Below are 20,424 nucleotides of genomic sequence, written 5' to 3' on the forward strand. Positions count from 1 at the left end.
CGGAGCGTCATTGTGAGGCGCTAGGCTGGCAGACATGACACAGGAAATCGAAATCGGTCTCGGCAAGAAGGCCACGGTGGCCTACATGCTCGATGATGTCTCCATACTCCCCTCAAGAAGGACCCGGGATCCCCAGGATGTCTCCACGGCCTGGCAGGTGGATGCCTACGAGTTCAACCTGCCACTTTTGGCAGCGCCCATGGATTCGGTCACCAGCCCGGAGACGGCCATCGCCCTGGGACGGATGGGCGGACTGGGCGTGCTGGACCTGGAGGGACTGTGGACCCGGTATGAGGATCCGCGTCCGCAGCTGGACCGGATAGCCCATGCCTCGCCGGAGCAGGCGACCGGGGTCATTCAGGAAGCCTACCGGGAGCCGGTCAAGGCGGAGCTGATCACCCGCCGTCTGCAGGAGATTCGCAAGGCCGGGGTCACGGTGGCCGGAGCCCTGTCCCCTCAGCGCACCCAGGAGTTCTATGCCACGGTGGTCGATGCGGGCGTGGACCTCTTCGTGATCCGAGGAACAGCGGTCTCGGCCGAACACGTCTCCACCAGCCATGAGCCCCTGAATTTAAAGAAGTTCATCTATGACCTGGACGTTCCGGTCATCGTCGGCGGGGCCGCCACCTATCAGGCTGCCCTGCATCTGATGCGCACTGGAGCCGCCGGGGTGCTGGTCGGGTTCGGCGGGGGAGCGTCATCCATTGATTCCGCCACCGTCGGAATCCAAGCGCCTATGGCCACGGCCATCTCGGATGTGGCCGAGGCGCGTCGCGACTACCTGGACGAGTCGGGCGGACGTTACGTTCAGGTCATCGCTGATGGGGAGACTGGTACCTCGGGTTCCTTTGTCAAGGCCTTGGCCATGGGGGCCGACGCGGTCATGCTGGGCACGCCCTTAGCCAAGGCTACGGAGGCTCCCGGCCAGGGCATGCACTGGGGGGCCGAAGCTCATCATCCTGAACTGCCGAGGGGCCGCAGGGTCCAGGTCGGGCAGGTGGGCAGCCTGGAGCGCATACTCTTCGGTCCCAGCGATCGCACCGACGGCAGTCTGAATCTGATCGGGGCCCTGCGCCGGGCCATGGCTTCCACCGGTTATGTGGATGTCAAAAACTTCCAGAAGTGCCGTGTGGCAGTGACCCCCGCCCCCCGCTGCTGAGTAGAACAGGACATTCACGGTCCATTTATCCACAATCTGTCTAAAGGCCGGTCCAGGTTGACCACATTCCTGAACCGGCCTTTACAATCCCTCAGTGCATTCTTACTCTGGACGTATTCGCTGTCGTTGCGTCGGTTGCCCAGTGCACCTCGCCGGCATGGGAGGGGGAACAAGCACATAGTAGTGCGAGGGGAGAAGTATGACGGAGTATATGGATCTGGCACCGGTCTGGGACCAAGATCAAGCAACCGAGGAGTCGACAGGACAGGAGGTCGGCGGCTGGTGGCCGTCTACCTGCACGCAGGTCCCCTTGGGATTTGGCGACATCAACCTGACAGTGCGAACGGTCAACTTCATCCGGCCGGGGGATGCTGCCGGGCATGAGGGCCTGTCTGCGGATCTCAAGCGTATTCTTGTCAATCTGTGCGCCTTGGCATCCAGGGTCTTCGATGTGTTGCGGGGTCGTTTACCTATGAAGAGCCTGGATCGTGTGCTCAACCGCGTCTGCATGGAACGATTGGCCCTGCTGGCCCAGTTGCTACGGGATCGGCATCTGGGCATGGTCCGAACAGCGGACCACGCCGGCATGACTTATCTGCCGCTGATCCCTAAACTGGTTGAGATCTACCGCGTAGACCGTGACCGGTACGAAACCACCATCGGATTTCTGGTCGGTGAGCGCACTGTGCTGACCAACCTGATCGTCGCCAGAAGCGGTTCGCGCTGGGTCTGTGTGCGCTTCGACATGGGCTAGGCGGCGGCTTTGGCGGGTTGACCCATATGATGGTGGGTATGTTGCGTGAATATACGGTCGAGCTTCAACACCCGACGACGGACAAGGACACCATCTATTCACTCCTGGCAAAACGCACCGCCCGTGACCCTGAAGAGCTGGTTGCCCAGTGGCAGGATCCCATGACCAGAAACTGGCACGATGTCAAGGCCGGGCAGATGTCCGCACGGGTTCGCGCCGTGGCCAAGGGCATGATGGCTTTGGGCGTGGAAAAGGGCAGCACTGTGGTCATCTACGCCTCCACCAGTTATGACTGGGGGGTTACGGACTTTGCCTGCGCTGCCATCGGGGCGGTCTCTGTGCCCATCTACGAGACCGACTCGCCCAGCCAGGCCCAGAAGATCGTTCAGGATGTGGACTGCATCCTGGCCTTTGCCGGTGACTCAGAGCATGCACAGATCCTGGAGCAGGTCCGGGGATCCTCGCCCAAGCTCAAGTACGTCTTCAATTTCGAAGCCGGGGGCCTGAACGCAGTCAGCGAATTCGGCCAAGGGATCGAAGATGAGCGCCTGGATCAGGCCATTGCCCAAGTCAAGGCCGACGATCTGGCTACCATCGTCTACACTTCGGGCTCAACTGGGGAGCCCAAGGGCGCCATGCTCTCCAACCGGAACTTCGTCCACATCGTCTTTGTGGGCTGGGATGTGCTCTACCACATGCTGGCAGCGCCCTCCCGCCTGATGCTCTTCCTGCCCCTTGCCCACTGCTTCGCCCGCTACATCCAGTATGTGGCTATCGGCGCCCAGGGCGTGGTTGGATACGTCTCCAACGCCAAGCACCTGCTGACCGATCTGCGCACCTTCCGGCCCACATATCTGCTGGGCGTGCCACGCGTCTTCGAGAAGGTCTACAACGCTGCCTCGCAAAAGGCCGGCACCGGCATGGCCGGCAAGGTCTTCGCTAAGGCCACCAAGCACTTCATCAAGTGGTCCAAGGACGAGCAGGAGGGGAACGGTCATTCGCTGTTTACCCGCCTCGCCCACGCCTTCTACACCAAGACCGTCGGCAATACGATCGAGTCCGCCCTGGGCTCCAACCTGAGTTACCTGGCCTGCGGCGGCGCGCCCATGAACGCCGACCTGGCCCATTTCTTCAACGGGATCGACGGGATCACCTTCATTCAGGGCTACGGGATGACCGAGACGGCAGCACCCTGCATCGTCAACTTCGAGGATGCCAACGAGGTGGGATCTGTCGGCCGCCCTGGCTCGGGCATCACGGTCAGGCTGAGCGACGACGATGAGCTCCTGGTCAAGGGTCCCAGCGTCTTCATGGGCTACTACCACCAGCCTGAGCTTGATTCCACCGTGCTCGATAAGGATGGCTGGCTCCACACCGGTGATCTGGCCCAGATCGACGACCAGGGCTTCGTCTTCATCACCGGCCGCAAAAAGGACGTTATCATCACCGCCGGCGGCAAGAACGTGAGCCCGGCTCCCCTGGAGGATGTCATCAGCACCTGCCCCGTAGTCTCCCAGGCCGTGGTCGTGGGCGACGGCAGGCCCTTCGTAGGTGCCCTGGTCACCCTGGACGCCGGGATGCTGAAGTCCTGGCTGACCTCCCAGGGTCTGGACGCTGACATGAGCATGGAGCAGGCCAGCCACAACGAGGCCATCCATGCCTTCATCCAGCAGTATGTGGACAAGGCCAACTGCAACGTCTCGCGGGCCGAGTCGGTGCGTAAGTTCCTGGTGCTGGACAAGGACTTCAGTCAGGAGGACGGCACCCTGACCCCCAGCCTGAAGGTGGTGCGCCCCGAGGTGCTCCGCCAGTACGCTGAACTCGTGGATAAGGTCCTCTATGCGCCTAGGACGCCAGCCAAGCCTGCTGCCAAGGAGAACGACATTGTCAGCAGGGCACGGACCACCATGAGCGATTCCCTGGCAAGCATGACCGGACGCAAGCGTGATGGCCGCCAGGAGGAGGAAGCGGCCCCGGAGGACGAGGAGTAAGCAGTGGCGATTCGTACAATCAGAGTGGTTCCCGATCCGGTTTTGCGAACCCCCTGCGATCCAGTGACCAGCATCACCCCGGCTGTGCGCAGTCTGGTCCGTGACCTGGTGGACACCGTGGACGACCCGGGCAGGGCAGGCCTGTCGGCCAATCAGATCGGGGTGGGCCTGCGCGTCTTCTCCTACAACATTGGTGGCAAGGTGGGCTACATCATCAATCCGGTCATCGACAAGGCCTCCGGCGAGCAGTATGGCGAGGAGGGATGCCTGTCCCTGCCCAACCTTTGGTATCCGACCAGGCGTGCCGACTACGCCCGAGCACACGGCATCGACCTGGATGGCAAGACGGTGACTCTTGAGGGCCATGGCATCATGGGGCGGATGATCCAGCACGAGTGCGATCACCTGGACGGCCATGTCTATGTGGATCGGCTGGAGAGCGACGTCCGTCGCAAGGCCATGCAGCAGCTGAGATCAGCTAGGTAGGCAGAGGGCGAACATGATACCCGAGGTCATTGGCCTCGGGTATCATGGTAATTCGGCGTGTCACTGCGCAGGTCTGCTGTCACGGGCGGGCAGGCGCGCCAAGCGTATTCCCGAACACACGCCGCAAATTCGCGCCATGTCCGCGACGTCCTGTGTCGGTCGGCTCCTCGGAGTTGCACGCAGGTGCACATGGCCAGGCAATAACCGACAATGAAAGGTATAGACATGGCACAGATCACCATGAGCGAAATGCTGAAGGCCGGCGTCCACTTCGGACACCAGACCCGTCGTTGGAACCCCAAGATGAAGCAGTACATCCTGATGGAGCGCAACGGCATCCACATCATCAACCTCTTCAAGTCGCTCGGTCTGATCGACCAGGCCTATGACTTCATCAAGCAGACAGTCGCCCACAACGGCACCGTGCTCTTCGTGGGGACCAAGAAGCAGGCCCAGGAGGCCATCAAGGCCCAGGCCACCCGGGTGAACATGCCCTACGTCTCCGAGCGTTGGCTGGGTGGCATGCTGACCAACTTCCAGACCGTGACCAAGCGGGTCGGCCGCTTGAAGGAGCTGGAGGAGATGGACTTCGACGACGTGCACGGCTCGGGGCTGACCAAGAAGGAGCTCCTGCTGCTGCGTCGCGAGAAGGACAAGCTGGAGCGTCAGCTGGGCGGCATCCGCAACATGAACCGCACCCCTTCGGCCCTGTTCGTGGTCGACATCAACAAGGAGGCCCTGGCGGTCTCCGAGGCCAACAAGCTGGGTATCCCGGTCGTGGCCCTGGTGGACACCAACACGGATCCCGAACTTGTCACCTACCCCATTCCCGCCAACGATGATGCCATCCGTGGCGTCGAGCTGCTGACCAGGCTGATGGCCGATGCCGTGGCTGACGGTCTGTTGGAGCGTTCCAGCAAGGCCGCCAAGACCGAGGAGGCCTCCGACCAGCCCATGGCCGAGTGGGAGAAGAACCTGCTGGAGAACAAGGACGGACAGCCGCAGGAGCAGGCCCAGGAGACTGCCCAGGCTCCCCAGGCCGAGCAGCCTGCGCAAGAGCAGCAGGAGACCCCCGCTGCCGATCAGGCTGCCTGAAATCTGACGTCTAGATAGGAGAGTTTCATGGCAAAAATCACCGCTGCACTGATCAAGGAGCTGCGCGATCAGACCGGCGCCGGCATGATGGACGTCAAGAAGGCCCTGACCGAGGCCGAGGGCGACATGGCCCGCGCCAAGGAGATCATCCGCGCCACCGGTATCCAGGCCGCAGGCGCCCGCGAGGGTCGCAAGGCTCAGGAGGGCTTGATCGCCTCCACCGTCGTCGAGGGCGGACAGGGTCAGATCGGCTACGCCGTCGAGCTCAACTCCGAGACCGACTTCGTGGCCAAGACCCCTCAGTTCGTCGAGTTCGGCCAAGAGGTCATCGACGACGTGGCCAAGGCTGATGCCTCCAACGTCGAGCAGGTCGATGCCGCTCCATCCAAGTCCGGCACCGTCAAGGAGACCGTAGAGGAGGCCGGCGCGCTCTTCCATGAGCACGTCAAGGTCGGCCAGGTGGCCCGGGTCGAGGGCTCCCGTGTGGAGATTTACGCCCACCGCAAGTCCGTGGAAATGCCCCCCTCCATTGTGGCCATGATCGCCACTGATGAGGCCGGCGCCCAGGTGGCCCATGAGGTGGCTCTGCAGATCTCCGCCATGAGCCCCAAGTGGCTCAGCCGCGAGGATGTGCCTGCCGACGTGGTGGAGTCCGAGCGTCGCGTGGCCACTGAGAAGTCCCAGGCCGAAGGCAAGCCCGAGAAGATTATCCCCAAGATCGTCGAGGGGCGTCTGAACGCCTTCTTCAAGGAGACCGTCCTGCTGGAGCAGCAGTATGTCAAGGACACTTCCAAGACCATTGGCGACCTCTTCAAGCAGGCTGGCGGCAAGGCTCTGGCCTTCGCCCGTCTCGAGGTCGGCAAAGGCGACGAAGAGGAGTAGCCCAGCAATGTACTGAGTTGCCTGGCCTGATCCTGAGCTGAGGGATAGGCAGATGACCGGCATTGATGGTAATTGACGATAGGGGAGTGGCTTTCGTGGCTGCTCCCCTTCTTTTGTCCCGAGCCTGACCAAGAAGGGGTTGTCGTCCAGCCCCGATACCCTAGTTACCGGCGTATTCCGCCCGTCATCATGTTTGGAGAAAGGGCTTTTATGACTGGATCCGATTCAGCGCAAAACCCAGCATCGCCTCGTCGTGTGCTGCTCAAGCTCTCCGGAGAGGCCTTCGGGGGAGGCGAGGTCGGCATCGACGTGCAGGTGGTCAAGCGGGTGGCCAAGGAGATCGTCCAGGCGGTACAGGGCGGCGTGCAGGTGGCCATCGTGGTGGGCGGCGGCAACTTCTTCCGCGGAGCCGAGCTCAGCCAGGCCGGAATCGAGCGTTCGCGCGGCGACTACATGGGCATGCTGGGTACGGTCATGAACTGCCTGGCCCTGCAGGACTTCCTGGAGCAGGATGGTCAGGCCACCAGGGTGCAGACAGCCATCACTATGGGCCAGGTGGCCGAGCCCTATATCCCGCTCAAGGCCATCCGTCATCTGGAAAAGGGTCGTGTGGTCATCTTCGGTGCCGGATCAGGCATGCCTTACTTCTCCACCGACACCGTCTCCATCCAGCGGGCTCTGGAGATTCATTGCGTCGAGGTCCTCATGGGCAAGAACGGTGTGGATGGCGTGTATACGGCTGATCCGCACAAGCAGGCTTCTGCGCGCATGTTCACCAATCTGAGCTATCAGCGGGCTCTGGTGGACAATTTGGCCGTCATGGATGCGGCAGCCCTGTCCATGGCCCGGGACAACGATATGCCCATCCGTGTCTTCGGACTGGAGGGTGATGGCAACGTGACCGGAGCGCTCAAGGGCCAGCGTCTGGGCACCCTGGTCCACGGTGGTCCTGATCGTACCCTGTGACCGGTTGCGGGCACACCCCGCGCCGCTTGGCCCCTGTGGCCCCATGGCCGTAGAGTATAAGAATGACGGACCTCGCGCGCACAGGCGGATGGTCCATACAGCAAGGAGCAGATCATGACCACAGTGGTGGACCAGGCCGGAAGGCAGATGGACAAGAGCATCGAGGCGACCAAGGAGAACTTCTCGGGAATCAGGACCGGGCGTGCCAACCCCTCCTTCCTCAACGACATCATGGTGGAGTACTATGGCACTCCCACGCCCATCAAGTCGCTGGCATCCATCGGCGTCCCGGAGCCTCGCACCCTGGCCGTCACCCCCTTCGACCCCTCCCAGGCGGGTGCGGTCGAGAAGGCCATTCGCGATTCGGACCTGGGCGTCAACCCTAGCCGTGACGGCAACGTCATCAGGGTCACCATGCCCGAGCTGACCGAGGAGCGCCGCCGGGATTACGTCAAGCTGGCCAAGACCAAGGCTGAGGAGGGCAAGGTGGCCGTCCGCAACATCCGGCGCAAGGTCAAGGAAGAGCTGGAGGCCAAGGTCAAGGATGGCGACCTGGGCGAGGATGAAGGCAACCGGCTGCAGAAGGAGCTGGAGACCGTCACCAAGCAGAAGAACGACATGATTGATCAGCTCCTGGATGCCAAGGAGAAGGAGATCCTCGAGGTCTGATCCGCCTGGGGAGGGTCCACACTTCATGAGTACTAAGGAAAGCTCGGCCGAGAAGGCCGGTCAGGATGCCGTCGCAAGCCTGAACAAGCGGACCGGACGCAACATGCCGCAGGCGGTGGCCACTGGCGCGCTTCTGGTGGTCATCATCCTGGCCTGCATCCTGGTGCGCATCGACGCATTCATCTACCTGATCGTGATCTTCATGACCCTGGGGCTTTGGGAGCTCAGGGTGGACTTTGCCACGGCTGGCCTGCATATATCGGTGGTCGAGCTCTGGATCTGCTCGGCTGCCACCATGCTGGCCTCCTTCTACGCTCCTGATCACGTGGCGGTCATGACCGCCGGAGTTCTGATCACCGCCCTGGTCGGGGCCCTTGCGGCCACCCGCAACCATCGCCTGGGCGGTCGGCTGGTCAAAGCGGTGAACGCCAAGCTCTCGGGCAAGGATGCGCAGACCATGGCCGATGCCTCCTATGGCGCCTCAGATGGGGAGAACCGATCAAGCAGCCTGGCCAATGTGGGCGTCACCCTTCTGACCGTTGTCTACATCACCCTTCTGGCCTGTCTGATAACCCTGCCCACCACCTTCGGCGGGCATCCTGCCGCACACGCATTCATGGTGATTTTCCTGCCCGCCTTAAGCGACATCGGTGGTCTTCTCTTTGGCTCGCTCTTCGGTAAGCACAAGATCTCGCCCCGCATCTCTCCCGGCAAATCCGTGGAGGGGTTGGCAGGCTCCATGCTCTGCTGTCTGGTTGGCGCCCTGGTTATCTTCGCGGCCACCTATCCCATGGCGGTTTGGGGGCGGATCTGGTGGGTCGCCCTGCTCATGGGCATCATGGTCGGAGCCACAGGCACCCTAGGGGACCTGAGCGCATCCTTGATCAAACGTGACCTGGGGATCAAGGACATGGGCCACCTGCTCAAGGGCCATGGCGGAGTGCTGGACAGGGTGGATTCCATCCTCATGTCCGCACCGTTCATCACACTGGTTCTTTTGATTACCGGTCTGTGACCGGTATTTGACGGCTGATACAGGATGAGGTAGAGGTATGACAGATGTCGATTTGACCGGTGCCGAGCCTGAAACCGGCATCACCCCAGGAGGCGAGGATGGGGCTTTCCGCGACGTTCTGGCGGCCGACCACGCCCGTCGAGGCAAGCCACCGCGCCACTTTACGGATATGGACCAGCATGAGCGTCAGGAGGTCTGCGCGCAACTGGGCCTGCCGAAATTCCGGGTCTCGCAGCTGGCCAACCATTACTTCAACCATCTGTCCACCAATCCGGACGACTTCACGGACTTTCCCGCAGCCAGCCGTCAGGAGGCCGTGCACCGCTTCTTCTCTGAACTGATCACCCCGGTCACTGTCCAGAAGGCGGACCAAGGGACGACCATCAAGACCCTCTGGGAGCTCTTCGACGGGTCCAGGATCGAGTCCGTGCTTATGCGCTATCCCTCCAGAGCCACCCTTTGCATCTCCAGTCAGGTCGGCTGCGGTATGGGCTGTCCCTTCTGCGCCACCGGTCAGCTTGGATTGACCCGGAACATGTCGACCGGCGAGATTCTGGAACAGGTCAGGGCCGCCTCCCGGATGATGCGGTCCGGACAGGTTGCCGGAGGCCCGGGACGTCTGAGCAACATCGTCTTCATGGGGATGGGCGAGCCCATGGGCAACTATCGGGCTGTGCTTTCCGCAGTCAGACAGATCAGTGCCCTGCCACCCAAGGGATTCGGCATCTCGGCTAGGAACATCACCGTCTCCACGGTCGGTGTGGTCCCCGGCATCCGCAAGCTGACCAAAGAGGGCATTCCGGTCCGTCTGGCCGTCTCCCTCCATGCTCCCAGCGATAAGTTGCGCGACGAGCTGGTTCCCATGAACAGACGCTTCAACACCACCCAGGTTCTGGACGCGGCCCACGACTACTACCTGGCTAGTGGCAGACGGGTCAGCATCGAGTATGCCCTGATGCGAGGCATCAACGACCAGGCCGAGCATGTCCGCCTTCTGGCCAAGCGCCTCAATCATTATGGGGACGACTGGGCTCATGTCAATCCCATACCCTTGAATCCAATCGAGGGGTCCCGTTGGACGGCCTCCAAGCCCGAGGACGAGCAGCGCTTCCTGGACATCCTCCACAAGGCCGGAATCACTGCAACCATGAGGGACACTCGCGGATCGGACATCGAAGGTGCCTGCGGGCAGCTGGCAGCCAAGGCCGTCAAGCTTCAGGCCTGAATCAGCTTTTACAATGCGTTCATGCCATAGTGTGGACATGCCAGGGCCTTCGGACACCAGAGCAGCTAAGGTCTTGACTCAAACAAATCGGTTCAGGCAGGAAGGCAGGTCGCATGGCGGTAGCGGTTCGTGTCATTCCCTGCCTGGATGTCGACCAGGGCCGTGTGGTCAAAGGCGTCCACTTCAAAAATCTGCGCGATGCGGGCGACCCGGTCGAACTGGCTTCCGCTTACTACCAGCAGGGCGCTGACGAACTGACTTTTCTGGATGTGACTGCCTCTGGAAGCGGGCGAGCCACCATGGTGGACCTGGTCAAGAGCACTGCCGACCAGATCTTCATTCCATTGACCGTCGGCGGAGGTGTGCGGACGCCGCAGGATGTCGACACTCTCCTGCGGTCAGGGGCCGACAAGGTCGGCATCAACACGGCAGCCATTGCCAATCCGCAGGTCATCGGGGATATCGCCCAGCGGTTCGGTCGTCAGGTCCTGGTGCTTTCGGTCGATGCCCGCCGATCCAATGCCCAGGGCATTACCTCAGGATATGAGGTGACCACCATGGGTGGCAAGCAGTCCACCGGCATCGATGCCATCGACTGGGTCAAGCAGGCTCAAAAGCTTGGAGCCGGTGAGATCCTCCTCAACTCCATGGATGCAGACGGCACCCGTCAGGGATTCGATCTGGAGATGATCGCCGACGTGCGCAAGGCTGTCTCTCTTCCGCTCATCGCTAGCGGTGGCGCAGGCAAGGCCGCCGATTTTCCTCCTGCGGTCAAGGCCGGGGCCGATGCGGTCCTGGCGGCTTCCGTCTTCCATTTCGGCCAGGTGTCCATCAAGGATGTCAAGCAGGCGCTTCATACGGCCGGGTATCCGGTTCGATGGCAGGCCTGAACCCAATCTGGCAGATAATTTCGACATCATATGCTGCATGGCATTTGCTGGCCATGCTGGCAGTCATCGGGAAACCATACCCATACCATAAATAATCAACCGGCAAGGATGTGTCGGACAAATCAGGAGAATGAGGATCAATGTCACAGTCTTCGAAGGACCAGGAAGCACGTTTGGATCCGAGCATAGCGGCCAGGCTGAAGAAGGATTCCAAGGGACTTGTTGCCGCTGTGGTCCAACAGTATGACAGCCGTCAGGTGCTCATGGTCGGGTACATGGATGAGGAGGCCCTGAGACGGACCCTGACTACAGGAAGGGTCACCTTCTGGTCCCGCTCCAGACAGGAATACTGGCGCAAGGGGGAAACCTCCGGGCATGTCCAATACGTCAAGGGCGTCAGCATCGACTGCGACGGGGACGCCTTGCTTATCGAAGTCGACCAGGTGGGGGCGGCCTGCCACACCGGACACAGGTCGTGTTTTGAAGCCGGAGGACCCTTGCCTGCGGTACAGGGCAATCGTACTCAGACACAGATGTAGAGCGAGGAAGGGTAATGGGTAATCCAGTGGAGAAAGACGCTAAGGTTGTGACAGGGAATACACAAGAAACTGGAGGGAAGGGCTCTATGACCGTCTTGGATGAACTGGTGGCCGGCGCCGTGGAGGATGCAAGGAGCCGGGTGCAACAGATTCCCTTGGAAAGTCTCAAGCAACAGGTCAGGAGCATGAAGCGCAAACCTCTGGATGCCGCGCGACTGCTCAGGGAGAGCGTCGGTATTCCGATCATCGCGGAAATCAAGCGAGCCTCGCCCTCCAAGGGGTACCTTGCCGACATCAAAAATCCCGCCGCTCTAGCCCGGCAGTATGCCAACGGGGGTGCCTCGGCCATATCGGTCCTGACCGAGGGCAGGCGCTTCCTGGGATCCTTGGAGGATCTGCGACAGGTCAGACAGGCCGTGGGCATTCCCGTGCTCAACAAGAACTTCATCGTCTCCGACTACCAGGTCTGGGAGTCCAGGGCCAACGGGGCCGACATGATCCTACTGATTGTGGCGGCCTTGGATGACACACGTCTCAAGCACCTGCTGGACCTGGCCGGGAGCCTGGGCATGACCGCCCTGGTCGAGACGCATGATCGTCAGGAGATCGAGCGGGCCATCGCGGCCGGTGCCAAGGTGATTGGCATCAACGCCCGGAATCTGAAGGACCTGAGCGTCGACGTCGACCAGTATGCCCGCCTGGCTTCCAACCTGCCCAAGGATGTGGTCAAGGTGGCCGAGTCCGGAGTGTTCGGCACGGTCGAGCTGGAGCGGTACGCGCGGGCAGGGGCCGATGCGGTCCTGATAGGAGAAGGTCTGGTCACCTCCCAGGACCAGGAGGGTACGGTTCGCTTGCTGGTTCAGGCTGGCCACCGCTTCAAGGCCGCCGAGGCCAGACCCCTGTCGACCCATGGCGGTCCCTATTTCGGCCCCTATGGCGGACGTTTCGTCCCTGAGGCCCTGGTGGGCGCCCTTGATGAGCTGGAGCGTGTCTACAAGGCGGCCAAGGCCGATCCGGCCTTCCGTGAGGAGCTGAACAGACTCAACCGTGTCTATGTGGGGCGTCCCTCGGCCCTGACACCGGCGCCTCGGTTCGCCAAGCTGATCGGCGATCGGGTCGGCGGCCAGGTCAGGGTCTTCCTGAAAAGGGAGGACCTGAACCACACGGGCGCCCACAAGATCAACAACGCCCTGGGTCAGGGGCTCCTGGTCAAGCGCATGGGCAAGACCCGGGTCATCGCGGAGACCGGTGCCGGTCAGCACGGCGTGGCCACGGCCACGGTCTGTGCCCTCCTGGGCTTCAAGTGCCGAATTTACATGGGGCAGATCGATGCCCGCAGACAGGCCCTGAACGTGGCCAGGATGCGGATGCTGGGAGCCGAAGTCGTCGAGGTGACCACCGGGACCAGGATCCTCAAGGACGCCATCAATGAGGCCCTGCGTGACTGGGTGACCAACGTGGAGTCCACCCACTACCTGTTGGGCACGGTTGCCGGCCCCCATCCCTTCCCAACCATCGTCAGGGACTTCCAGAAGATCATCGGCGAAGAGGCATCCGCACAGCTTTCCGCATACGGCATCGACCATCCTGACGGGGTTGTGGCCTGCGTCGGCGGGGGTTCCAACGCCATCGGCATCATGAACACCTTCCTGGACGATCCACGGGTCTCCCTTTACGCATATGAGGCCGGCGGGGACGGGCCCAAGTCGGGCAAGCACGCCATCCGCCTGTCGCCAGGCACCGGTCAGATCGGCGTCTTCCAAGGAACCAAGTCCTATCTCTTGGAGGACGACCAGGGTCAGACCATGGACACCTACTCCATCTCCGCCGGTCTGGATTACGCCTCGGTGGGACCCGAGCATGCCTGGCTGCACGACATGGGCCGGGTCAAGTATGACTACGCAACCGATAAGGAGGCCATGCAGGCTTTCAGCGACCTCTGCCGGACCGAGGGCATCATCCCTGCCCTGGAGTCCTCGCACGCCTTGGCCGGAGCCAGCAAGGCGGCCACCGACCTTTTGCGCAAGGGAATCAGGAATCCTGTCATTCTGATCAACATCTCGGGCAGGGGCGATAAGGATGTAGCCACGGCGGGCAGATGGTTCGGCTACCTGTCCGAGCAGGAGGCCAGCGCTTTGGAAGCCCAGGCCGGGCACAGCAGAAGCGATCAAGCAGAAGAGGAGGCCCGATGATGGTCAACCAGCAATGGCAGTGGCAGAAAGCGCCCGTCCAGCCTGTCCAACCCAAGCCTGTGCAATCCCAGCCTGTCCAACCTAAGGGGTTCAGCCGCACGGCCAGCCCGGTGGCGTCCACGCTGCAGACCCTCCGCCAAGAGGGCAGGCCAGCATTCATCGGCTACTTCCCCTACGGATTCCCTGACGTGCCCACATCCTTGGAGGCCATGCGGGTCATGGTGAAAAGCGGGGTCGACATCGTCGAGATCGGGCTGCCCTACAGCGACCCGGTCATGGATGGCCCGGTCATCCAGGCGGCCAGCAAGTGTGCCATCGACAATGGCGTCAAGGTCGAGGGTGTCTTCGACGCGGTCCGCCAGGTTCAGGCGGACGGTGCCAGGGCTCTGGTCATGAGCTACTGGAATCTGATCATGCATCACGGAGTAGCGGATTTTGCCGCCCGGATGGCCGAGGTCGGCGGGTCCGGGCTGGTCACCCCGGATCTGATCGTCGACGAATCCGGGGAATGGATAGAGCAGTCGGATCGGTATGGTCTTGACCGGGTCTATCTGGTCTCGCCCGACTCAACTGATGCACGTCTGCAGATCACCTCCCGTGCAGCCAGAGGATTCGTCTACGCGACCTCCCGGATGGGCGTGACCGGCGAACGTACCAGTATGTCCAACTCGGCGCAGAACCTGGTGGCGAGAGTCAGGCAGGCTGGGGCCCCTTATGTATGCGTGGGCATCGGGGTGTCTACCGCCCAGCAGGCCTCCCAGGTCGGCGCCTACGCGGACGGGGTCATCGTCGGCTCGGCCCTGGTCCACTGCCTTCTGGATGACGAGGGCAGGCCGCGGAAGGACCGTAGAAAGGCACTGGAGTCCCTGGCTGAGGTTTGCTCCGACCTGCGTTGGGGCATCTCACAGGCCAGGAAGTGAGTGGCGCTGTAAGGCCCAGGGGCTAGATTGGGGCTTTATGACGCTTGCCTACATTCCATCGCCAGGAATCTCCAGTTTCCATCTGGGGCCGGTCACCATCCGGTTCTACGCGCTGACCATGCTTCTGGCCATCATCGTGGCTGCCTGGATCACCGCCAGGCGCTGGAAGAAGGAGGGTGGCCGGACCGACCAGATTCTGGACATCGCCATCTGCGCGGTACCGGCCGGCATCGTCGGCGCCAGGCTCTACCACGTCATCACCACACCTGAGCGGTATTTCGGAGCTGATGGCAATCCAGCCGATATTCTGCGCATCTGGCGTGGCGGTTTGGGCATCTGGGGTGCGGTCCTCCTGGGAGCACTGGCAGCCTGGGCCTGGTGCCGTCACAAGAGCTACCCGACCGCCCTGCTGGCCGACAGTGTGGCTCCTGCCCTTCTGGTGGCCCAGGCCATCGGGCGGCTGGGCAACTGGTTCAACCAGGAACTCTACGGGGCCCCAACCACGCTGCCCTGGGGACTGAAGATCGATGCGGCAGGTTCCGCCATTGGCAGCAGCGAACAGTGCTATGACGGGGCCACCTGTCCGACAGGCACCCTCTTCCAACCCACATTTCTGTATGAGATGATCTGGAACCTGATTGGCGCAGCCCTCCTGGTCTGGATCGGCCACAAGGCCGTGAACGTGCTCAAGGCTGGCTCGCTCTTCGCCCTCTATGTCATGTGGTACACCCTGGGGCGCACCTGGATCGAGGCCCTTCGCATCGACTTCGCCCACGAATTCCTGGGTGTCAGGGTCAACGTCTGGGTGTCCATGACGGTCTTCTTCCTGGCGGCTGCAGCCTTCGTCCTCATAGCGCGCAAGGGCAAGCCGACCTCCCTGCTGTCCGAAAAGCTGCGGACCATCACCGAGCTTGAGGTGTGTCAGGAATCCGAGGCCCGGAGCAAGTAGGACAGGGGTCAGCTATCCGGGGTCGGTAGGTGTGCAATTGAGCCACAAACCGGTGCCGCCGGTCTTCCGTACAACATAGAATAATCTCCATGAGCATTCAGATAGCACCCAGCATTCTTTCCGCCGATTTCGCCAACTTGGAGCGGGATCTCAAGGCTATTGCCAATGCCGATATGGTTCACGTGGATGTGATGGACCACCATTTCGTTCCCAACCTGACGCTTGGCGAGCCCGTGGTGGAGCGCATCTGCCAGGTGACCGACCTACCGGTGGACGTGCATCTGATGATCGAGGACCCCGACCGTTGGGCCCCGGAATTCGCCAAGCTGGGTGTTGCCTCCGTCACCTTCCATACCGGAGCCGTCCATGCCCCGGTCCGTCTGGCCCGCCAGCTGCACGACATGGGGGTCAAGGCCTGCCTGGCCGTGCGCCCTGCCGAACCTGTGGAGCCGATATTCGACATTCTCGATGAGTTTGACATGATTCTGGTCATGACCGTGGAGCCAGGTTTCGGCGGCCAGAAGTTCCTGGACAATCAGATGCCAAAGACCCGCCGCCTTCGTGACCAGATCACCGCACGCGGCCTGAAGACCTACATCCAGGTGGATGGCGGGGTAAGCCCCACGACGGCTCCTATAGTGGCAGAAGCTGGAGCCGACGTTTTGGTCGCAGGCTCCGCGGTCTACGGCGCTGACGACCCGGCCAAGGCCATTGACCAGATCAGGCAAGCCGCGCAGGTAAGCTACAAGGACTGACAGGTTTTGCAGGAAGAATGGAGATAGCCAGATGAAGACCTTCGATGGGTTGTTTGAGGAGCTTACGACCAAGGCCAAGGAACGTCCGGAAGGATCCTTGACCGTAGGCGAGCTGGATAAGGGCACGCATTTCATCGGCAAGAAAATCAATGAAGAGGCTGGAGAGACCTGGATCGCCGCTGAGTATGAGGGCAAGGAGCGGACGGCCGAGGAGATGAGCCAACTGCTGTACCACATTCAGGTCATGATGATCGATCGGGGCATCACCCTGGAGGATGTCTACAGGTATCTGTGACCCCTGATCCTATCCCGCTGTAGATTCGCTTCCGCAATTAGGAGGTTGCCGTGTTGAAGGTCGCGGTGCCCAATAAGGGCATGTTGTCCCAGCCCGCATGGAGGCTGCTGTCAGAGTCTGGCTATCGTCTGCGTTCCAACGATCGGCAACTGGTGGTGGATGACGTTGACAACGACATTCAGCTCTTTTACTTAAGGCCCAACGACATAGCGGTCTATGTCGGCTTGGGAACCATCGATCTGGGCATCACCGGGCGTGACCTTCTGCTCAACTCCGGAACCCGGGCCGTCGAGGTCACGCAGTTAGGATTCGGTGCGTCCACCTTCAGATTCGCCGCTCCGGAAGCCAGTGCCATCAACACCTTGCAGGACGTGGACGGCAAGCGCATTGGCACTACTTTCGACCGGCTTCTTGAGAACTACCTGACCAGCAAGGGACTCAAGGCCGAACTGATCCACTTGGACGGCGCAGTGGAGTCCTCAGTCAAGCTCGGGGTAGCCGACCTGATCGCCGATGTGGTCTCCACCGGCACCACCCTGCGTAACGCCGGGCTACGGGTCTTCGGCGATCCGATTCTGAAATCGGAGGGGATTCTCATCAGATCACCCCGTCTGGATCCAGATGATGAGCGGTTGGCGGTCATGTCCCGCAGGCTGGAGGGTGTGCTGACAGCCCGCCGCTATGTACTGATGGATTATGACATCCCGGTTGAACGCGTGGCCATGGCCGTGGGCATCACACCAGGCTATGAGTCGCCGACAGTCTCCTCCCTGCACGACAAGCAGTGGGCCGCAGTCAGGGCCATGGTTCCCAGGGACCAGGTGAACAACCTCATGGATCGCCTCTATGAGATCGGTGCGCGTGCCATCCTTGTAACTGCCCTTCAAGCTTCTAGAATGTAGTCGGATGGCACTGATTGATCGAATTTCACGCAGCAGGTACAGCCCTGAGCCAAGGTCGGTAATTCTCACCGTACCCAATGTCATCAGCCTGCTTCGTATCCTCTCCATACCTCTTATTGCCTATCTGGTGGCCAACCGTCATCTGATCATTTCCTTGGTGGTCATGCTGATTTCGGCCCTTTCAGACGGTGTGGATGGGATCATTGCCCGTAGGTTCAACCAGGTCAGCAAGCTGGGGCAGATCCTTGATCCGGTTGCCGATCGGCTGCTGATTCTCTGTTCCGTCCTTGCCCTGAGCATCGCCTCCATACTGCCATGGTGGCTTCTGGCCCTAGTAGGTGTCCGGGATGTGCTCATGGGTCTGTTGGTTTTGGCGCTGGCCCAGCACGATTATGGCCCCTTGCCCGTGCACTTCGCCGGCAAGACCGGAACGGCCGTGCTCATGCTGGCCATACCGGCCCTGATTTTTGCGGATGTGGGCACCTCAACCTTCTTCCGTCTCTTCCACCTGGTGGCACTTGCGGCCGTCATCTGGGGGGTTGGCCTTTACTGGCTGGCAGGGCTGATCTACGCACGCCAGGGCATCGGATTGCTTCGTCAGGACAGCCATCATGACTGAGCCGCAGATGACCCCCGAATCCTTCCACGTGCCGCCTGACCGTGCCTTGATTCACCGTCGGGCGGCTTTTTCGCATTCCAGTGCAGGTCTGGAACGCCACTATGTAGACCAGGAGAGCTCGGAGCCTGCTCAGGAATCCATGCGTCGGCGCATGGCTGATGAGTCTCTGAGGCTGATTGACGACCTGACCAACCGTCCTATGGATCCCATGTTCGAGGATGCCCGTCTGCTGCCCGCCGAGCGTAGATCGCCGCTGAGCGTATGGGTCAACCGAATACTGGTCTTCGTCATTTGTGTACTGGTCGGCCTGGCAGGCACGGGTATAGTGCAGGTGTTGCACCGGGACCCCCGTCAGAAGGTACGTGAGAAGCTCATCTCCCAGGTGGAGGCGGTCAGCAAGCGTGCCAACGATCTCAACAGTCAGATCTCGGATCTTAATGGCAACATCGATACGCTCTCGGCTCAGGAGGGCGGCCAGGGGCAAAGCAGTACGCAGACCGCTGACGATCTGACCAACGGCACCAGCAAGGTGCAGGGGCAGGGTGTCGTCATCACCTTGGCCAACCCCATTGCCTCCAAAGATTCCCGGGAGAATGCTGATCAGATCAAATTGCTCACCGACCAGGACCTGCAGTGGTTCCTGACCAAGCTTTGGTCTGCGGGGGCCGAAGCCATCGCCATCAACGGCAATAGAATAGGAACACAGACATCAGTGCGTACGGCCGGTCAGACCATTTTGGTGGGGACCACCTCGATCGAGTCACCCTATAAGATCGAAGCCATCGGCGATCAAGGTGCCTTGTCCGATCTGATGGTTCGTAGCGATCTGCAGGGCCGTCTGCGGGACCTGAAGAAGGCGAACATCACTGTCAATGTGGTCAAACAGCGACGCCTGAGTCTGAATGCAGTGAGTTTGCCCAATCTGTCCTATGCCGGAAGGAGTCATTGACATGTCGGCAATTCTCGGCCTGATCCTAGGCGTGGTGGCGGGCATCTTCCTCAAGCCCGACATTCCCATTGTCCTGCAGCCTTATTTGCCCATCATGGTGGTGGCCGCTCTGGATGCCCTGATGGGCGCGGTCCGTTCCTACTTCGAACGCAGCTTCTCGGACCGGGTCTTTGTGGTCTCCTTCATCTCCAATGTGATCACGGCAACTCTTCTGGTCTTCCTGGGTAACCAGCTGGGCGTGGGCTCTCAGCTGTCTACGGCCGTCATTGTGGTGCTGGGCATCCGCATCTTCTCCAACGTCTCCGCTATTCGACGGTTCATTTTCAAGGGGTGAGCATATGAGACACACCCTGAGGAAGAAGCGCGATGAGGGAATGCCCAAGAGCATTCCGCCTAGGAGGCCTGGACGGGTCAGGGCTCCGGCCGACGACACGCAGACCGGTGCTTTTCCGGTGGTTCGCCGTCGGCCTCTGCGCACCCTTAATTCCAACGCCACCAGGGTCAGGCTGGTTACCAGCGTCCTGGTGGCCCTGATGTGCGCCCTGTTGGGCTTTGGTTATGCGGTCCAGGTGCATAATAACCAGTCCTCCTACCAGAGTCTGTCCGAGGAGGAGCTGGTACGGGTGCTGGATGAGACCAGCAACCAGGTCGACAAGCTGGAGGAGCGCAAGAGCCAGCTCAACCAGCAGCTGACCTCCATCAAGTCCGCCGCCGACAAGCAAAAGGAAGCTGCCCGCATAGCCCAGCAGAATGAGCAGAGCAGCGGCATCCTTGCCGGGCGGCTGCCTGCACAAGGCAGGGGAGTGGTGGTGACAGTCACCGAAGACAGTGATCGGGTGGATGCTTCTACCATGTTCAATCTGATCGAAGAGCTGCGCAATGCTGGCGCTGAGGTCATATCCTTCAACGATGTCCGGGTGGTTACCAGTACTTATCTGTTGGACACCCGCACCGGCCTGCAGTGTGACCACGCCAAGCTGCGCAGCCCCTACGTTGTCAAGGCCATTGGGGATCCGGACAGCCTGCAGAATGCCGTCCAGATCGCCGGGGGAGTGGGTTCGCGGATCAAGGTGCAGTTCCATGCGACCGTATCCGTGGAGCAGTCGAATAGTGTCAGAATCGACCAGGTTCGACGCGTGCAGGACTACCAGTATGCAAAGCCTGTAGAATAG

22 protein-coding genes are annotated in these 20,424 nt (G+C 61.2%); all 22 read left to right on the forward strand.

Annotated features, from left to right (window positions below):
• Positions 1–34 precede the first annotated feature (34 nt).
• The 22 genes from J3U06_RS08795 to J3U06_RS08900 all read left to right on the forward strand — a co-directional run bounded on the left by J3U06_RS08795 (position 35) and on the right by J3U06_RS08900 (position 20,424).
• Positions 35–1,159 carry a GuaB3 family IMP dehydrogenase-related protein gene (locus tag J3U06_RS08795; RefSeq protein ID WP_267400041.1) on the forward strand — a complete coding sequence of 375 codons (1,125 nt, stop codon included), beginning with the start codon at positions 35–37 and terminating at the stop codon, positions 1,157–1,159.
• A gap of 199 nt (positions 1,160–1,358) precedes the next feature.
• Positions 1,359–1,913: a hypothetical protein gene (locus tag J3U06_RS08800; RefSeq protein WP_034524942.1), complete on the forward strand. Its 555-nt coding sequence runs from the start codon at positions 1,359–1,361 to the stop codon at positions 1,911–1,913.
• Positions 1,914–1,951: 38 nt separating this feature from the next.
• On the forward strand, positions 1,952–3,904 hold the full coding sequence (locus J3U06_RS08805) for an AMP-dependent synthetase/ligase (protein WP_267400040.1): 1,953 nt from the start codon (positions 1,952–1,954) through the stop codon (positions 3,902–3,904).
• 3 nt (positions 3,905–3,907) lie between these two features.
• On the forward strand, positions 3,908–4,390 hold the full coding sequence (locus J3U06_RS08810) for a peptide deformylase (RefSeq protein ID WP_267400039.1): 483 nt from the start codon (positions 3,908–3,910) through the stop codon (positions 4,388–4,390).
• Positions 4,391–4,615: 225 nt separating this feature from the next.
• The gene (rpsB, locus tag J3U06_RS08815; protein ID WP_267444949.1) at positions 4,616–5,485 is read left to right on the forward strand and encodes a 30S ribosomal protein S2; all 870 of its coding nucleotides are present in this window, start codon (positions 4,616–4,618) and stop codon (positions 5,483–5,485) included.
• 27 nt (positions 5,486–5,512) lie between these two features.
• Positions 5,513–6,367: a translation elongation factor Ts gene (tsf, locus tag J3U06_RS08820; protein ID WP_267444950.1), complete on the forward strand. Its 855-nt coding sequence runs from the start codon at positions 5,513–5,515 to the stop codon at positions 6,365–6,367.
• 210 nt (positions 6,368–6,577) lie between these two features.
• Positions 6,578–7,333 carry a UMP kinase gene (gene pyrH / locus J3U06_RS08825; RefSeq protein ID WP_267400036.1) on the forward strand — a complete coding sequence of 252 codons (756 nt, stop codon included), beginning with the start codon at positions 6,578–6,580 and terminating at the stop codon, positions 7,331–7,333.
• 114 nt (positions 7,334–7,447) lie between these two features.
• Positions 7,448–8,002, forward strand: a complete 555-nt coding sequence (frr, locus tag J3U06_RS08830) for a ribosome recycling factor (RefSeq protein ID WP_024627683.1) — start codon at positions 7,448–7,450, stop codon at positions 8,000–8,002.
• 25 nt (positions 8,003–8,027) lie between these two features.
• Positions 8,028–9,017 carry a phosphatidate cytidylyltransferase gene (locus J3U06_RS08835; protein WP_267444951.1) on the forward strand — a complete coding sequence of 330 codons (990 nt, stop codon included), beginning with the start codon at positions 8,028–8,030 and terminating at the stop codon, positions 9,015–9,017.
• Positions 9,018–9,054: 37 nt separating this feature from the next.
• The gene (gene rlmN, locus J3U06_RS08840) at positions 9,055–10,242 is read left to right on the forward strand and encodes a 23S rRNA (adenine(2503)-C(2))-methyltransferase RlmN (RefSeq protein ID WP_267444952.1); all 1,188 of its coding nucleotides are present in this window, start codon (positions 9,055–9,057) and stop codon (positions 10,240–10,242) included.
• A 113-nt stretch (positions 10,243–10,355) separates the two neighbouring features.
• Positions 10,356–11,132 (forward strand): imidazole glycerol phosphate synthase subunit HisF, encoded by a 777-nt coding sequence (gene hisF / locus J3U06_RS08845; RefSeq protein ID WP_267400032.1) that lies wholly within the window; start codon positions 10,356–10,358, stop codon positions 11,130–11,132.
• A gap of 140 nt (positions 11,133–11,272) precedes the next feature.
• Positions 11,273–11,671, forward strand: coding sequence for a phosphoribosyl-AMP cyclohydrolase (gene hisI, locus J3U06_RS08850; protein WP_267400030.1), 399 nt, complete (start codon positions 11,273–11,275; stop codon positions 11,669–11,671).
• 86 nt (positions 11,672–11,757) lie between these two features.
• Complete coding sequence (gene trpB, locus J3U06_RS08855) at positions 11,758–13,863, forward strand: tryptophan synthase subunit beta (protein ID WP_267444953.1); 2,106 nt, start codon at positions 11,758–11,760, stop codon at positions 13,861–13,863.
• The gene (gene trpA, locus J3U06_RS08860) at positions 13,863–14,783 is read left to right on the forward strand and encodes a tryptophan synthase subunit alpha (RefSeq protein WP_267444960.1); all 921 of its coding nucleotides are present in this window, start codon (positions 13,863–13,865) and stop codon (positions 14,781–14,783) included. The genes trpB and trpA overlap by 1 nt, the downstream gene beginning before the upstream one ends.
• Positions 14,784–14,820: 37 nt before the next feature.
• The gene (lgt, locus tag J3U06_RS08865; RefSeq protein WP_267400028.1) at positions 14,821–15,732 is read left to right on the forward strand and encodes a prolipoprotein diacylglyceryl transferase; all 912 of its coding nucleotides are present in this window, start codon (positions 14,821–14,823) and stop codon (positions 15,730–15,732) included.
• An 89-nt stretch (positions 15,733–15,821) separates the two neighbouring features.
• On the forward strand, positions 15,822–16,487 hold the full coding sequence (rpe, locus tag J3U06_RS08870; RefSeq protein WP_267444954.1) for a ribulose-phosphate 3-epimerase: 666 nt from the start codon (positions 15,822–15,824) through the stop codon (positions 16,485–16,487).
• 31 nt (positions 16,488–16,518) lie between these two features.
• On the forward strand, positions 16,519–16,782 hold the full coding sequence (locus tag J3U06_RS08875; RefSeq protein ID WP_024627692.1) for a phosphoribosyl-ATP diphosphatase: 264 nt from the start codon (positions 16,519–16,521) through the stop codon (positions 16,780–16,782).
• 50 nt (positions 16,783–16,832) lie between these two features.
• Positions 16,833–17,684 (forward strand): ATP phosphoribosyltransferase, encoded by an 852-nt coding sequence (gene hisG, locus J3U06_RS08880; protein ID WP_267444955.1) that lies wholly within the window; start codon positions 16,833–16,835, stop codon positions 17,682–17,684.
• Positions 17,685–17,688: 4 nt separating this feature from the next.
• Positions 17,689–18,303, forward strand: a complete 615-nt coding sequence (locus J3U06_RS08885) for a CDP-alcohol phosphatidyltransferase family protein (protein ID WP_029676262.1) — start codon at positions 17,689–17,691, stop codon at positions 18,301–18,303.
• Positions 18,296–19,252 (forward strand): DUF881 domain-containing protein, encoded by a 957-nt coding sequence (locus J3U06_RS08890; protein ID WP_267400025.1) that lies wholly within the window; start codon positions 18,296–18,298, stop codon positions 19,250–19,252. Before J3U06_RS08885 ends, J3U06_RS08890 begins: the two co-directional genes overlap by 8 nt.
• 1 nt (position 19,253) lies before the next feature.
• Positions 19,254–19,586, forward strand: a complete 333-nt coding sequence (locus tag J3U06_RS08895; protein WP_015021764.1) for a small basic family protein — start codon at positions 19,254–19,256, stop codon at positions 19,584–19,586.
• Positions 19,587–19,590: 4 nt separating this feature from the next.
• Complete coding sequence (locus J3U06_RS08900; RefSeq protein ID WP_024627696.1) at positions 19,591–20,424, forward strand: DUF881 domain-containing protein; 834 nt, start codon at positions 19,591–19,593, stop codon at positions 20,422–20,424.

Source organism: Bifidobacterium sp. B4142 (assembly GCF_026537325.1).
Classification (GTDB): domain Bacteria; phylum Actinomycetota; class Actinomycetes; order Actinomycetales; family Bifidobacteriaceae; genus Bombiscardovia.